This window comes from Streptomyces sp. NBC_01478, from assembly GCF_036227225.1.
Classification (GTDB): domain Bacteria; phylum Actinomycetota; class Actinomycetes; order Streptomycetales; family Streptomycetaceae; genus Streptomyces.
Window position 1 is genome coordinate 281227 of sequence record NZ_CP109444.1, and the last position, 14460, is coordinate 295686.

At 70.3% G+C, this 14460-nt stretch carries 11 protein-coding genes and 3 pseudogenes; 9 read left to right on the forward strand and 5 right to left on the reverse strand.

What is annotated here, in order from left to right; genetic code table 11:
• Positions 1-50: 50 nt before the first annotated feature.
• From OG223_RS01185 to OG223_RS01220, 8 genes and pseudogenes are all read left to right on the forward strand, one after another.
• A complete protein-coding gene (locus OG223_RS01185; protein ID WP_329241048.1) occupies positions 51-2639 on the forward strand; it encodes an AAA family ATPase in 2589 nt (862 codons plus the stop codon).
• A 21-nt stretch (positions 2640-2660) separates the two neighbouring features.
• Complete coding sequence (locus OG223_RS01190) at positions 2661-3650, forward strand: alpha/beta hydrolase (RefSeq protein ID WP_329241050.1); 990 nt, start codon at positions 2661-2663, stop codon at positions 3648-3650.
• Positions 3651-3745: 95 nt separating this feature from the next.
• The gene (locus OG223_RS01195) at positions 3746-4711 is read left to right on the forward strand and encodes a helix-turn-helix domain-containing protein (RefSeq protein ID WP_443073827.1); all 966 of its coding nucleotides are present in this window, start codon (positions 3746-3748) and stop codon (positions 4709-4711) included.
• Positions 4696-5640, forward strand: a complete 945-nt coding sequence (locus OG223_RS01200) for a helix-turn-helix domain-containing protein (protein ID WP_329241053.1) — start codon at positions 4696-4698, stop codon at positions 5638-5640. Before OG223_RS01195 ends, OG223_RS01200 begins: the two co-directional genes overlap by 16 nt.
• Positions 5641-5856: 216 nt before the next feature.
• Positions 5857-6828, forward strand: coding sequence for an alpha/beta hydrolase (locus OG223_RS01205; RefSeq protein WP_329241056.1), 972 nt, complete (start codon positions 5857-5859; stop codon positions 6826-6828).
• A 24-nt stretch (positions 6829-6852) separates the two neighbouring features.
• Positions 6853-7569, forward strand: a complete 717-nt coding sequence (locus tag OG223_RS01210; RefSeq protein WP_329241059.1) for an alpha/beta fold hydrolase — start codon at positions 6853-6855, stop codon at positions 7567-7569.
• Positions 7570-7739: 170 nt separating this feature from the next.
• A pseudogene (locus tag OG223_RS01215) lies at positions 7740-7851 on the forward strand (IS21-like element helper ATPase IstB); the annotation flags it as partial.
• A gap of 108 nt (positions 7852-7959) precedes the next feature.
• Positions 7960-8730: pseudogene (locus OG223_RS01220) on the forward strand (transposase family protein).
• A gap of 152 nt (positions 8731-8882) precedes the next feature.
• Here OG223_RS01220 and OG223_RS01225 read toward each other — a convergent pair.
• A complete protein-coding gene (locus tag OG223_RS01225) occupies positions 8883-10163 on the reverse strand; it encodes a hypothetical protein (RefSeq protein ID WP_329241063.1) in 1281 nt (426 codons plus the stop codon).
• A gap of 475 nt (positions 10164-10638) precedes the next feature.
• A pseudogene (locus OG223_RS01230) lies at positions 10639-11454 on the reverse strand (ISAzo13 family transposase); the annotation flags it as partial.
• 140 nt (positions 11455-11594) lie between these two features.
• Here OG223_RS01230 and OG223_RS01235 point away from each other — a divergent pair.
• A complete protein-coding gene (locus OG223_RS01235; protein WP_329241066.1) occupies positions 11595-12119 on the forward strand; it encodes a hypothetical protein in 525 nt (174 codons plus the stop codon).
• Here the strand turns inward: OG223_RS01235 and OG223_RS53855 are convergent.
• From OG223_RS53855 to OG223_RS01245, 3 genes are all read right to left on the reverse strand, one after another.
• Positions 12073-12531 carry a transposase gene (locus OG223_RS53855; RefSeq protein WP_443073673.1) on the reverse strand — a complete coding sequence of 153 codons (459 nt, stop codon included), beginning with the start codon at positions 12529-12531 and terminating at the stop codon, positions 12073-12075. The two genes, OG223_RS01235 and OG223_RS53855, sit on opposite strands and share 47 nt — an antisense overlap.
• Positions 12532-12987, reverse strand: a complete 456-nt coding sequence (locus OG223_RS53860) for a transposase (RefSeq protein ID WP_443073674.1) — start codon at positions 12985-12987, stop codon at positions 12532-12534. It abuts the gene before it with no gap.
• Positions 12988-13172: 185 nt separating this feature from the next.
• A complete protein-coding gene (locus OG223_RS01245) occupies positions 13173-14375 on the reverse strand; it encodes an FAD-dependent oxidoreductase (protein WP_329241068.1) in 1203 nt (400 codons plus the stop codon).
• Positions 14376-14460 lie beyond the last annotated feature (85 nt).

Below are 14460 nucleotides of genomic sequence, written 5' to 3' on the forward strand. Positions count from 1 at the left end.
CCTGGCAGCATCCGGTCTCCGGGCGGAGCAGAGTGATCGGGAGTACAGCGGTGGTCGGGGAAGCGGACGTCGACCGGATCCTGCGGGGCGTGGACGGCCCGCGGTCCCTGCTGGTGCTGGGGGACACCGGCACCGGCAAGACCCGGCTGCTCCGGATCGCCGGCAAGGAGGCCCAGGAGCGCGGGGCCCGCGTCCTGTCGGCGCGTGCCTGCTCGTGGGAGGCGCAGCAGTCATACGCCTGTCTGCACCAGCTTCTCCTGCCGCTGCGGGACGAGCTCGACGTCCTGCCCGCTCCCCAACAGCGGGCGCTGCGCGCCCTCTTCGCGCCGACGGCGGACAACGTGCCGCCGGAGGAAACGGTCCTGTCCATCGCGGTCCTGGCCCTGTTGGCCCAGCTCGCGCGGACCGGTCCGGTCCTGCTGACCGTCGACGACCTCCAGGACTGCGACCGCGCCTCCCTGACCGTGCTGTCCTTCGTGACACGACGACTCACCGATCCGTCCGTCTCCGTGCTGTTCTCGGCACAGGGCGAGGTTCCCCCGCCAGGCGTCCCCTCGGACCTCGCCGTACTGCCCCTGGGCCCCCTGTCCCCGCAGGCGGCGGCCCGGCTGCTGGACGCGCAGCCCGGGGCGCCCACCGGACTGGCCAGGCTGGAGCTGCTCCGTCAGGCGGAGGGCAATCCGCTGGCGATCATCGAGCTCGGCCGTGCCGGGGAGCGGACCCGGGGCATCCAGCAGATGTTCGCGGCGCGGTTGGACGCGCTGCCGGAAGAAACACGGCATGCCCTGCTGTACGCGGCGGCTGCCCTGCCGCAGGAGCAACTCGGCACCGTCATGGCCGCGTTGGGCTCCGACGACCTGCGGGTGTGGACCCCGGCGGAGGCGGCCGGACTGGTCACCGTCGCCCAGGGAAGACTGGCCTTCTGCAACCCGCTGACGCGTACGGCGGCCTACCACCGCCAGCCCGCCCAACTGCGCCGGCGGGCCCACCGGGATCTGGCGGCCGTATCCGCCCACGGCCCCTCGCACCGAGCCATGGCCGCCGTCGGTCCGGACGAGTCCGTGGCCGCGGCCCTGGAAGCCGCTTCCGAACGGGGGGACCGCTTCACCGCGGCCCGCGCGCTGGAGCAGGCCGCGCTCCTCAGCCCCCGCGACGACGACCGCGCCCGCCGTCTCGCCGCGGCGTGCACCGCCGCGAGCGACGTCGGAGACCCGGCATGGGTGCGCGAGCTGTACACGGCACAGGGCCAGGTGAACCGGGACCCGGAGCTGATGAGTGCCGCGGCCTGCGCCATGGGCGGGGCACTGTCGTTGCTGTCGTTCCAGCGAGAGGCGTTCAACCTCCTGCTGGAGGCGGCGCGGCGGACGCCGGAGAGCGACGGCACGACGGCCTTCGCCCTGGCGGCCGTGGCGACGGGCATCGCCCGCCAGTCCGGACTCCCGGAACACCGGCGGCAGTTGGGGTTCTTCCTCGGCCGGGTGTCCGAGGACGGCGGGCACCACACCGACGTCCTCGCCGCCCTGAAGGCCCTCGCCTCGACCACGACCGGTCCGAGCCGGTCGGCCCGACTGCTCACGACCGCCTCGCTCGCCCACCTCACCGACGAGTCGGACCTGTGCGCGGAGCAGTTCCGGCAGGCGGGCGAGCGCTTGCGCGCACAAGGTGCCCTGGGCCCGCTCGCCTGGACCGTCGCGGCCCAGGTGGAGACGCTCCTGGGTCTCGGACGCTGGGCCGAGGCCGCGTCCCTGATCGAGGAGGGGCTCTCGTACGCAGCCGTCCACCGGTGGACCCGCGTCGAGATGGACCTCGAAGCCCTGGGTACGACCCTGCGCGCGCTGCGCGGCGAGTGTGTGCCGGGCACCCGGTTCACCGGCCCGAACTGGCGCTCCGTCAGCCTCCACGAGAACCGCGCCACGCATGCCCGGATGCTGCGGGCCTGCGGTCTGACGGCCATGGTCCTCGGAGACGGGGACAGCGCCTTCCGGCACCTGCGGACGCTGTTCACCGACGACGGCGATCCCCTCGACCCCTTCCTCTCGCCCCGCTGCGTCGCCGAACTGGCCGTCGCCGCCCGTCGCACAGGCCGGCGACGGGAAGCGGCGCACGTCCTGGCGCGGGTCCGGCGCAGCCAGGGCGCCCGGCCGACGACCCGGATGACGCTGCTCATGCACCACGCGGCGGCGCTGGTCGACGAGGACGCGGACCCCGAGCAGCACTTCCAACTGGCTGTGGTAAATCCGGAGGCGGCCCGCTGGCCCCTGGAACGGGCCCGGGCCCGCCTGGACTACGCGATCTGGCTGCGCCGACGCAGGAGACCGCTGGAAGCCCGCGCCCAGCTGACCGTCGTACTGGAGGCGGCCACCCGGCTCGGCGCCCGGCACCTCGCCGAGGCGGCCCGCGGCGAGCTGCGCGCGAGCGGGGTGGCCGAGGCTCCCGCCTCGACGCATCCGCTGGTCGAACTGACCGCCCAGCAACGGCAGATCGTACGGCTGGCCGCGGACGGCCTGTCCAACCGGGAGATCGGAGAACATCTGTTCCTCTCGCCGCGTACCGTGGGTTCGCACCTCTACAACGCCTATCCCAAACTCGGCATCAGCAGCCGCCACCAACTGCGCGATCTCCTCGTGTGCGAGAAGTGACGGGCGAGAGGCGGCCATCGCATGGAACCGGACGGACGGCACCTCTCCTCCCTGACACTCGATCCGCTGGTGCAGCGGCTGGTCGAGGCGTCCTCGGCGCCGCCCTTTCTGCACGAGTTGTCGCCGGCCGCCGGCCGACAGGCCCTGACGGAGTCCCAGGTCCACCGGGTGGAGGACTTCGCGGTGGACGCCTCCTTCCAGGTGTCACCCGTGGGACCGTCCGGGCTGGTGGGCTTCTGGATCTTCCGACCGCGCGGAGTACGGGGGCCGCTTCCCGTCCTCTTCTACGTCCACGGCGGCCGGTGGATGCTGGGAGACGCGCAGACCCACGCCCGGCTCATCAGCGAGTTCGTACTCGGCGCGGGAGTGGCCGCCGTGGTACCCGAGTACAGCCGCGCCCCCGAGGCCCGCTACCCCATGGCCGTCGAGGAGTGCTACGCCCTCATGGACTGGGCCGTCCGCCATGCGGCCGAACTGGAGCTGGACGCCGGCCGACTGGCAGTGGCCGGGGACTGCGCGGGCGCCACCCTGGCCATCGCGCTCACCATGCTGGTGAAGTCGCGCGGCGGCCCGCGGATCAGTGCCCAGCTGCTGTACTACCCGATCACCGACGCACACTGCGCCACCGCCTCCCAACGGCAGTTCGCCGAGGGTTATCTGCTCACTCGGGAGGCCTTGCGCGGGTACTGGCGGCAGTACAGCGACGATCCCCGGGACCTGGCCCGGCCGACCGCTTCCCCGTCGCGCGCCGGCCCGGCCGAGCTGGCGGGGTTGCCGCCGGCCCTGCTGATCACGGCGGAGGCCGATGTGACGCGGGACGAGGGTGAGCAGTACGCGGCTCGGCTGCGCCTGGCCGGGGTCGAGGTGACCTCGACCCGGTTCCTGGGCACGGTCCACGACTTCGTCTCGCTGGCCGCACTGCGTGACAGTCCGCCGACGCGGGCAGCCGTGCGGCAGGGCGTCACCTTTCTGCGCGAACTGCTGCGTGGCGAGGACCAGTCGACCGACTGATGCGTCCGCCCCCGACCGAAGGCAGGCTGACAGGTATGTCAGCCTTCTACGATTCCTTCACAGGGAACGACCCCACGATGAGGCGACGCGGCCAAGTGCTCTCCACGAGTTCCGTACCGGCTGGCGAAAGTCTGGAGTTCTGGCATGACGCCGTGCTCGCCACGTTGGTGGGGATGGACATCGCCACCGAGAGCGGGACGTACGACGCCACGATGCGTACGGACCGACTGGGCGAACTCCAGATCACCACGGTCGACTGCGATCCGGGAGAGGTTCACCGAGCCCCGCACTTCGTCGCCCGCGGCGACGGCGGTCAGGTGCTCGTCGCCGTACAGAGCAGCGGCACCGCTGAGGTCGAACAGGACGGCCGTTACACGGAACTCCGTCCCGGTGACCTCGCGTTCTTCGAGACCGTCCGTCCGTTCCGCACGCGTTTTCCGCAGCGGTTCGAGCTGAAGATCTTCGCCGTGCCGCGGTGTCTCCTCGGCCAGTCGGAGGCGGCCCTGGGACGGATCACGGCACGGGCCCTGCGTCCGGTGGGCGGGCTCGCCGCCCTGGTCTCACCGTTCATGTCGCGTCTCGCGGACACGTCCGAGTCCTACTCCGGGCCGGTCGCCGAGCGGCTGGCCGAGAGTGCCGTGGGGCTGCTGGCCGCGACCGCGGCGCAGCAACTGGGCGAGGAACCGGCCGAACTGCCCGGCGCCGACCGGGTGCTCCTGCTGCGCGTCCAGAGGTTCATCCGCTGGCACCTGGCGGAGCCTGGCCTCACACCCGCGGTCATCGCCCGGGCCCACGGCATCTCGGCGCGGTATCTGCACCGGCTGTTCGAGCAGGAGGGCACGACCGTCGGCCGCTGGATTCGTCGGCTCCGGCTCCAGGAGTGCCGCAGGGAACTGACCGGCGCCGCGAGCATGGGCAGCGTCGCCCGGCGCTGGGGGTTCAGCGGCACCGCTCACTTCGCACGGGCTTTCCGCCGGGAGTACGGCGTCTCCCCCACCGACTGGCTCCGGGACGAGCGGGCCCGGCACTTCGCGGAGGAGGACACGTGCCGGGCCAGTTGACCACCGTGGACGGGCTGTGGTCGTGCAAACAGGCCATGTCGACGGCCTACGGCGATCTCGACCTGGTCCCTCGTTCGGACCCGCAGTCCTGGCGGGGCTCCCTCCAGGTGCTGCGACTGGGCACGCTCCAGGTCGCGACCGAGGAGTCCGACGCCGTGCGGGTCGTCCGGACCCCGCCGGACCCGGCGGCCGACGGCCACGACCACGTGTTCGCCCGTCTGCAACTCGACGGCCGGGCCCGGCTGTTACAGAACGGCCGCTCGGCAGACCTGTACCCCGGAGTCCTGGCCTTCTACGACGCGAGCCGGCCGTTCAGTCTCGTCCTGCCGGAGCATCAGCGAGCGCGGGTCCTGATGGTTCCGCGCCCGTTGCTGAGGCTGGGCGAGGCAGAAATACGCCAGATCACCGCGAAAGTCATCGGCGACGCGCCCGAGGAACCGGCCTCGTTCCTGCTCCCGCTCCTGTCCGGCCTGGCACAGGAGATCGGCGCGTCCGCACCTACCGCCCGCGAAGAGCTCGCCCGCGTCGTCGCCGACCTCCTCGCCACCTTGGCCGCGGACCGGCTGGCCACCACAGAACCCGTCGAAGCGCAGGTGACCACACTGTTGGACCGCGTCAAGGCCACCATCGAGACCCGCCTCGGCGAGCCCGAGCTCTCCCCCCAAGCCCTCGCCGACGCACACGGCGTCTCCTTGCGCTATCTGCACAAGCTCTTCCACGAGCACGACACCACGGTCGCCGGCTGGATACGCCGGCGCCGGCTCGAGTCGTGCAGAGCCGAACTCGCCCGTCCCACGGCGGCCGACCGGACCATAGCCGCCGCGGCCGCCCGGTGGGGGTTCGTCAGCCCCGCCCACTTCAGCCACGCCTTCCGCAAGGCGTACGGCATGTCCCCGGCGCAGTACCGCGGGCAGCGGCCGGGCGGCTGACGCGCTTTCAGCAGCCCCTTGCGGATGGAACAGCCTTGAATTCCGCGGCAGTTCGCGTCCGACAACGCACGGCGTCCCTCAGGCGCACTGCCGGGTCGGTCCCTGTGCGCTGCCGGACCAGTTCCCGTGCACTGACGCGCAATGTCCACCGATCCCTCGGTTCTAACGTCCTGACCGAGGTCCCCGCAGATCTCATCCGAAAACGAGGAGAACCACATGTCTGACGCCGTCGAACCGGTCCAGCCGGTGCTGGAACCGGCGGCAGCCGCCTTCGCGGAGGCGACCGCCAACCCGCCCTACCTCTTCGACCTGACGCCCACCGAGGGCCGCAAAGCGGTCGACGAGGTCCAGTCCGGCGACATCGCCAAGCCCGCCGTCGACGAGGAGTGGGTCACCGTCTCCGGCGGCCCGACAGGCAGCGTCCGGGCCCGGATCGTGACGCCCGAGGGTGCCTCCGGGCCCCTGCCGGTGATCGTCTACATCCACGGCGCCGGCTGGGTCTTCGGCAACGCCCACACCCACGACCGCCTGGTGCGCGAACTCGCCGTGGGCGCGCACGCCGCCGTGGTCTTCCCGGAGTACGACCTCTCGCCCGAGGTCCGCTACCCGGTCGCCATCGAGCAGAACTACACGGTCGCCCAGTGGGTCGTGACGGAGGGCGCGGCCAAGAGCCTCGACGCCACCCGCATCGCCGTGGCCGGCGACTCGGTCGGCGGCAACATGAGCGCCGCGCTCACCCTCATGGCCAAGGAACGCGGTGACGTGCCGCTGCTCCAGCAGGTGCTGTTCTACCCCGTCACCGACGCGAGCTTCGACACGGCGTCGTACCACCAGTTCGCGGAGGGCTACTTCCTGCGCCGTGACGGCATGCAGTGGTTCTGGGACCAGTACACGACCGACGAGGCCGAGCGCGCCCAGATCACCGCATCCCCGCTGCGCGCCACGACCGACCAGCTCACCGGCCTGCCCCCGGCCCTCGTCATCACCGGCGAGGCCGACGTCCTCCGCGACGAGGGCGAGGCCTACGCCAACAAGCTCCGCGAGGCCGGCGTCGCCGTCACCGCCGTCCGCTTCCAGGGCATCATCCACGACTTCGTCATGCTCAACGCCCTGCGCGAGACCCACGCCGCCCAGGCCGCCATCACACTGGCGATCAACACCCTGCGCACCGCGCTCCACGGGCACTGAGACACCGGAAAGAGAGCCCCCCCCATGTCCACCACTCCCACCGTCCTCCTCGTACACGGCGCCTTCGCGGACGCCGGTAGCTGGTCCGGTGTCATCGCGGAGCTGCAAAGCCACGGCATCACCGTGCTCGCGCCGTCGAACCCGCTGCGCGGCCTGGCGTCGGACGCCGCGTACATCGCATCCGTGGCGTCCCAGATCGACGGCCCGGTCGTCCTCGTCGGCCACTCCTACGGCGGTGCGCTCATCACCGTGGCCGGCACCACGGACAACGTGGTCGGTCTGGTCTACGTGGCGGCCTACGCCCTCGATGAAGGCGAGAGCCTCGGCGAGTTGCAGGGGCGCTTCCCGCTCTCGCCACTCGTCAGCAACCTCAAGCAGTGGACGTATCCAGTCCCGGGCGGCGCCCCGGCCGTCGAGGTCACCATCACCGAGGACGCCTTCCCGTCGGTGTTCGCCGCCGACGTGCCCGTGGATGTCACCAAGGTCCTCGCGGCGGCGCAACGCCCCCTGGCCGCCGCGGCGTTCGAGGAGACCGCCGCCGCAGCCGCGTGGAAGACGAAGCCGGCCTGGGCGCTCGTCGCCGGGGCGGACGAGGCGATCAACCCCGAGGTCGAACGCTTCGGCGCGAAGCGGGCCGGGGCCACCGTCGTCGAACTCGAAGGTGCCTCGCACGCCGTGGCGGTCTCCCGGCCCAAGGAGGTCGCCGACCTGATACGTGACGCGGTGCGCGCGACAAGCTGACCCGGCGCGGGGCCGCGCGGCCGGAAATCCCTGTGGTGTCCGGCCGCGCCGTTCCTCATGCCCGGGTGACCGGAGCAGGCGACGCGGCAAGCAGCACTCCGGCGAGGGCGGGTGCCAGGCACCATGCGGCCGCGAGGATGCCGACCGCAGCCACGGGATACGGCAACCTCCTCTGCGCGGCAATCGTCGACCGCCTCACCTTCAACGGCACCATCATCGAGACCGGCCGACTCCCACAGCATCGCAAGCACACGAGCCCGCGCCGAAGCCGCGGCCAACTAAAGCGCGTTGCAGAAGGCCCTGAGATTGCAGGTCAGGGCCCGCCTACGGCCTTCTACAACGCGCTTTCAAGGGTGTTGCACAAGGCCGCGATCTGGTCATCTCCGTTGTATGGCTAAGGTCTCGAGCGCCGAGCGCGTGTGGGTGGAGACGTTCACCGGGCTGGAAGTGACGCAGTTTGCGCGCCTGTTGAAGGTGGTGCGGGAGCGGGGCGGTGACGGCACCTTGAGGGGCCGGCCGTGGTGTCTGGCGCTGGCCGAGCGAGTGCTGGTGGTTGCGGTGTATTACCGCAACCAATCTGACGATGCGGCAGATGGGCCCGCTGCTCGGCGTCTCCTCCTCCACGGTGTGCCGGGTGATCCAATGGCTGGGCCGCTGCTCGCGATCGAGCCCGTCTCTCGCCCGGCCGATGCCCCGGAACGCACGTGGATTGTGGACGGCACCCTGATCCCGGTCCGCGACCGGAGGGTGGCAGCACCCAGCCGTGCCTACCGGTTCTCCGTGAACGTGCAGGTCATCGTGGACGCGGACACACGGCTGGTGATCGCGGCAGCGCGACCGGTGACGGGCACCACCGCGGACGCCCACGCCCGGCGGGCGTCCGGGCTGAGCCGGCACTGTGAGGGCGTGACGGTGCTCGGCGACGGCGCCTACCTCAACTGCGGCATGGCGGTACCGCACCGAAAACGCCCCGGGAGGGCCCTGCTCCCGGGCGAGGAGGACGACAACGCCGCCCGCCGCGAGGTCCGCGCCCGCGTGGAACATGTCATCGGCCGCCTGAAAAACTACAAGATCCTCCGCGACTGCCGACAGCACGGCGACGGCCTCCATCACGCCGTCCAGGCCGTCGCCCACATGCACAACCTCGCCCTCGCAACATGAAGGGACAGCCCCGCTTCCAGGCCCTGGCCTGCCCGAACACGGCCTTGTGCAACACCCTTCATTGGATGTCGCGGAATGGTGGCTGGTCTTCCTCGGCCTGGCGCGAGCTGTTCGTGTGTATGAGTCCTGATGCGGACGTCGGATGGCCCGCGTTAGTTGGCCTCCCCCAGGTAGCTCAGGGCTCGGCGGAAGTCATCGAGGGCGGGCCCGTACTCGCGGGCGGCGGTGTGGAACGTCGATCGGTCTATCAGGATCTTGGCCAGTGTCGGGGTTCCGACTGCCGGGTTGTGCTGGGTCAGCTGGCGGGCCAGGCCCACTCCGTCGTCGAACAGGGAGCGCACTCGCTCCGCGAAACGGTCGGCGTGCTCCCAGTAGACGGCGGAGCGGACCGTGAGGACCCGGTGCAGCCGGACCAGTTCGGCCAGGTACTGGTCGGGATCTTCAGCGGCTCGCAGAGCAAGGGTGTCCACTTCCTCACGCAGAGCGATACGGCTGTCGAAGTAGCGCTGCCTGGCATCGGCGGACCACCGCAAAGGCGTCGCCCCCGAAGGCGGACGCGGTCCACCGGACGTCGGCCGCTCGCTGTCGGCGCCGGAGAAGGAAAGCAGCACCGCCCAATAGGACGCCTGGTAGCCGCCCCCGGACCTGCGCTCACCGGTGGCGGCCAACTCCGTCAGCACGGCGAGTGCCTCTTGCCGTACGGCGGCCGCCTGCTCGCCTCGGCCGCAGGCGTCGAGCATCTGCGCGTACCCGATCAGAGAGTAGAGATGGCAGGCCATCGGGCCGCGGTCGTTCGCGGCCTCGACCGCTTGCATGCTGACGAGTGTCTCGAACGCGGCGAGTGCTTCGCCGAACCGGCCGGCGTCATGGAGCGCGGCGATCCACTCCAGGAGTGACCATGCGAGCGCCCCCTCACCGGGCCCGTTGGGCAGGATCGCCGCGACCCACTCGGTCAGGGCATCGGCAGCCTCGGCATAGCGGCCTTCCTCGGAGAGACCGGCAGCCCAGTCACTCAGCCCCTTGACCGCAGGGTTTCCGGATAGTTCGGACTGCGCTCGACCGATGGCGAGCATCTCGGCGCGCATGGCGAGCCCTTCGGCGCGCCGGCCCAGGGTGTACAGCTCTCTCTGGCAGGTGTTGAGTGCCTCGTACAGAAGATCCGCACGGGCAGGTTCGGCCGGATCGATGGCCCGCGCCGCGGCCACCCCCTCCTCACACAGCGCGAGACAGGCTGGATGCCGCTTGCCGGAGCTGGTGTCGTAGCTCAGGCGTTGCAGGGCTTTGGCCAGGCGGGGCAGGTAGCCGGCAGGGCTGACCTGGGCGAGTACCCGGTAGGCGTCGACTTCCTCGCGTGGAGTGCGGCGTCCCGACGCGAGCAGTACGTTCCGTGCCCACAAGATGTCGTCCTGATCGACTTTCCCCGAGTGATTCATAGCGGAGATTCTGGGTGTCTCGGCGAGGGCCGAACAAGCCTGACGACCTGTGCCGTTCGTCCTACGCAAACACCCTCTGACCTGTCATGATGGGGGTGTCATCACTCCCCCGGGATTGTCGGTAAGCCCTGCTATCGCAGCCTGCCGAATGCCCTCCGGGGATGAGCGTGTCAGAACGGCCTTGCACTGGCGTCCAAGACGACCGATCCTGCGCTGCGGTCAGCGCCCGGGGACGGTGCTGATCGTCAGGTCGCGGAGGTACCAGTCGAGTCGGTTGCCTTCCGCTTCTCGAGCTCGCTTGACGTAGGTGAACCCCGCCCGTCGTGCGACGACCGCCGGCCGGGGGTTTTCCGGGTCCACTTGGATCACCCCTTCGGCTGCCGCGTACCGGCCAGACCAGACAGACCGCACGTGTCGCCAGCCCTTGCCCTCGCCAACTGGGGTGGAGCCCGTAGGCGATGTTGACCTGCCCGGCGGCCAAGCCCGGCGCATGGAAGCGGAGGTCGATGGTGCCGACAAGGCTGAGCGAGGTGTCGTGATCGGTACCGACGTTCACCCAGCCGCTGTCGCGGGCCAAATCATCGATGCCAAAGGGTATCGCCGCCTCGACGTCGGGGCCGATGAAGCAGAAGCTGTGGTCCTCCACCTGCACCGGATCGCCGACGGGGCGCCATTGCCGTCCGGGGTTCGGCATCTGACCCAGATGCTCCTTCTCCTTGGCATCGATACTGATCACCGGCTGCCCGCCGGCCTGACGCTCCTTGACCTGTTCGTTGATGTAGCGGAACTGCGCGTCCCGATCAGGGTGTTGCCTGCCCTCCAGCGTCTTGGCACTGGCCTGCAGACTGAAACCCTGCCCCTTCAGCAGCCGGCCGATGGTCGGAGCGGAGACCGGGTGCCCTTGCCCGGTCAGCTCCTCGGCGAGGTTGCGCAGGGACTTGGGCGTCCAGCGCCGCGGCGACATCGGATCACCCCGTTCGTCCGGCTCCACCAGCCTCAGCAACGCCGGAACCAGGGAAAGATCTTGTTCCTCGACGGGCTTGCGGCCACCCCCGGGACGCCGGACGCACCCGTCCTGCAACGGATCCGCACCGGCCTCCAGCTCGAACACACCGTTGCGAACCGTGGTCTCGCTCACCCCTGCCACCCGCGCCACAGCCCGTACCCCACCATGTCCGAGCAATCGCGCCTCCTGCCCCAGCATCAGACGCCGCTGGCGCTCGTTCAGATGCGGCAACACGACCTGGAACCGCGGCGCGAGCTGGTCTGGAACGTCGTCGGCGAAACTCATACCAGAGCAACGGGATTGTCCTATGAAGCCGTATCTCAACCGAACGTGATCGCTTGATTTTTGCTGGTCAGGCATGGTCTAGCTCGGAATTAGGGAGGCATCCGGCGTCTTGTTTCCGCTCCGTGAGCGAGGGGTGCGCGATGGCGTCGGAGCTGGGAATGTTGGAGGAGCGGGAGACAGCGGCCCGGGTGCGGGTGGAAGGGCTGCGGGAGGAAGTCGCCCGGTTGGCTGAGGTGTTGGAGGCCGCTGAGATCGAGCTGGACCGGCGGGTGATCGCGCGGGAAGAGCTGGTCGAGGCCCTAGCAGCCTCGGCTGTCGAGACCACCGCCGTGATCGAGGCCGAGGCGGAGCGGGAAACCGTGCCCTCGCCCTCGCCGCCGGGCTCGATCGTGCCGCCTTGGCGCGAAGGATTGCCGGTGACGGTGCTGGCGCCGGACTACCAACGGATCCTGGGCGTGCTCGACGAGCGGCAGCCGGCGGGCCAAGAACCGATGAAGGCCAAGGAGATCACGGCGGAGCTGGGCCTTCAGACGACGTCGGCGAAGGTCGAGGGGGTGCGCTCGAGGGCCAGGCGCCTGGCGGAGCGCGGGTGGATCGTGCAGGAGACGTCGGGGATGTTCAGCGCCGGCCGGCGGCCCGTGCCAGACGCCGCCCCATCCGCGTGACCATCGACCACCGGATCATCGCATCGCTGCTGGCCGGCAACGTCTCGTAGTCCCGGGCCAGTCGGCGCGAATGCATCAACCACGCGAACGTGCGCTCCACCACCCAGCGCCTCGGCAGCACCACGAAGCCCTCCATATCGTCGGTGCGCTTGACGACCTGAAGGGTGAGCGCGAGTTTGTTCCGGCACCAGTCGGCCAGGTCGCCGGTGTAACCGCCGTCGGCCCAGACCAGGCAGATGTCACGGTGCAGGCGGCGCAGCCGCTGCAGCAGGCCCACTGCGGCATCCCGGTCCCCGACGTTCGCGGCGGTCACCGCGACGACCAGCAGCAGACCGAAGCAGTCGGTCACGATGTGCCGCTTGCGGCCGCCCACCTTCTTCCCGCCGTCCCAGCCGCGCGAGACGGACGGCACCTAGGCCGCGGTCTTCACCGACTGCGCGTCGATGATCCCGGCCGTCGGCTCCGCCTCACGCCCCTCCCGCTCACGCACCCGCCCGCGCAGCCGGTCGTGGAACTCTGCGATCAGCCCGTGCTCGCGCCAGCGGCGGAAGAAGGCGTAAACCCGGCCCCAATCAGGGAAGTCCACGGGCATCGCCCGCCAGGAGATCCCGCCCGCGACCAGGTAACGGATCGCGTCCAGCAGCTGGCGGTGGCAGTAGCCCTCGGGCTGCCCGCCTCTGCCCTGGAGCCAGGCCGGCACCGGCAGCAAAGGCCGGACGGCCGCCCATTCCGCGTCCGACATGTCGGAGGGATACCGGCGCTCCCGGTCCGGATGGTCGGCCGCGTTGCCGTACACATGCGCGAGGCAGTCACACGATGGAGCAGCCGAGTTGAACTGAACGGGTTCGGACGCGTACAGCAACGACACCAGGGCCTCCCGGCACTGCCCGGTCGGATTCGCATCCCCGAGCTACCGAGAGGCCCGGTCTTCATGCGCGTACCGCCGGAAGATCACCCGGCCAGGAACCCTGTTCGATCTGCACGTCCGTGATCCGTTGAGCGGCTTCTCACTGAAGGCGACGTGGGAGCTACCAGATCCCCTCCAGCGGTGCATCAGTCCTGGATGAGGGCCAGTTGCTTCTGGATTTCGCGGGGGTTGGTGTCGCCAGCGACCTTCTGCAGAAGCGGGGTGTGGTCGAGGATGAAGTCGCGGACCGGCCGCAGTGGTGCCGGCGCGTGGTGGAAGACCTGGCCGAGAATCCATGCCTGCTGGACCTGCCGGGCGGTGTGGGGCTTGCGCGGGTCCTCGTAGCTTTGCAGCGCACGCTGTACGGCGGTGAGGTCGGTGAGGTCGACGCCGCGCAGGGCCCGGCCGAGGAAGTAGCCGTCCTCGATGGACATGCCCGCGCCGTAGGCGGCGTAGGGAGAGGTCGGGTGTGCTGCGTCGCCTACGAGGGTGGACCGTCCCTTGGACCACTGCTGCAGGCGGGGCCGGTCGCGCAGCACCCAGCGTTGGACGTTGTCCGGCTCTGTCTGGGCGATCAGTCCGGGCAGGGGCGCGGGGAACTCCGCGGCCAACGCGGTGGCCGCGGCCTTGAGGTCGGACGGTGCCGGGGCGTCGGGGTCGGTGGCGGTGAGTACCCACCACTGGGAGCCGTCGCGGCCCTTGTGCCGGATCGATGTCCAGCTTCCCTGCACGGTCCTGCTGTGCGTCAGGACGGACTTGTTCGGTTCGGTGCCGTCGACGTCGGTGAAGGTGAATCCGCCGAAGATGTGCAGTCGGTGCTCGCGCTTGGGCGTATCCCCCCATAGCGTGCGCCGTACCAGCGAGTCGATGCCGTCGGCGCCGACCAGTACGTCGTGCTCGGCTGTGGTGCCGTCGGCGAAGTGCAGAGTGACCGCGTGGTCGTTCTGCTCGATCCGGGTCACCTGCTGGTTGAACCGGAGGGTGCCCGGCGGGATGGCGGCGAGCATCCGCTCGTACAGTTCGGGCCTCAGCAGTCCGATGAAGCCGCCGCCGTATGCGCGCTTGGTCTCCGGGTCTTGCCTGACGTGCGCGCGCACGTGGCCCCGGAGGTTGCGGAACTCGGAATCCGTGGGGGAGCCGAGGTCTTCGGTGTCCACTCCGAGGATGCGGAGCGCCTTCAGGGGCGGCGGCCACAGGTTGAGGATGTTGCCGGCCGGCCGCGCCTCGCGGTAGCGCTCGTAGACGGCGACCTCGTGACCGGCCTGGGCTATGGACAGGGCCGCGGCCATACCGGCCGGACCGGCGCCGAGGACGGCGACTCGGCCGCCGGGGTTGTTCGGCATGAGCATGGGGACACCTCGCGTCATCGAGAGGAAACAGTAGCAAGCGCTACTGTTAGCCGCAGACTGTAGTGTGGACTACGGTTCGGTCAAC

Bases quoted from the DNA above. Each gene is read 5' to 3' on its own strand.
- OG223_RS01190 (WP_329241050.1), top strand. From the start codon at position 2,661: ATGGAACCGGACGGACGGCACCTCTCCTCCCTGACACTCGATCCGCTG.
- OG223_RS01205 (WP_329241056.1), top strand. From the start codon at position 5,857: ATGTCTGACGCCGTCGAACCGGTCCAGCCGGTGCTGGAACCGGCGGCA.
- OG223_RS01210 (WP_329241059.1), top strand. From the start codon at position 6,853: ATGTCCACCACTCCCACCGTCCTCCTCGTACACGGCGCCTTCGCGGAC.
- OG223_RS01225 (WP_329241063.1), bottom strand. From the start codon at position 10,163: ATGAATCACTCGGGGAAAGTCGATCAGGACGACATCTTGTGGGCACGG.
- OG223_RS01235 (WP_329241066.1), top strand. From the start codon at position 11,595: ATGGCGTCGGAGCTGGGAATGTTGGAGGAGCGGGAGACAGCGGCCCGG.
- OG223_RS01245 (WP_329241068.1), bottom strand. From the start codon at position 14,375: ATGCTCATGCCGAACAACCCCGGCGGCCGAGTCGCCGTCCTCGGCGCC.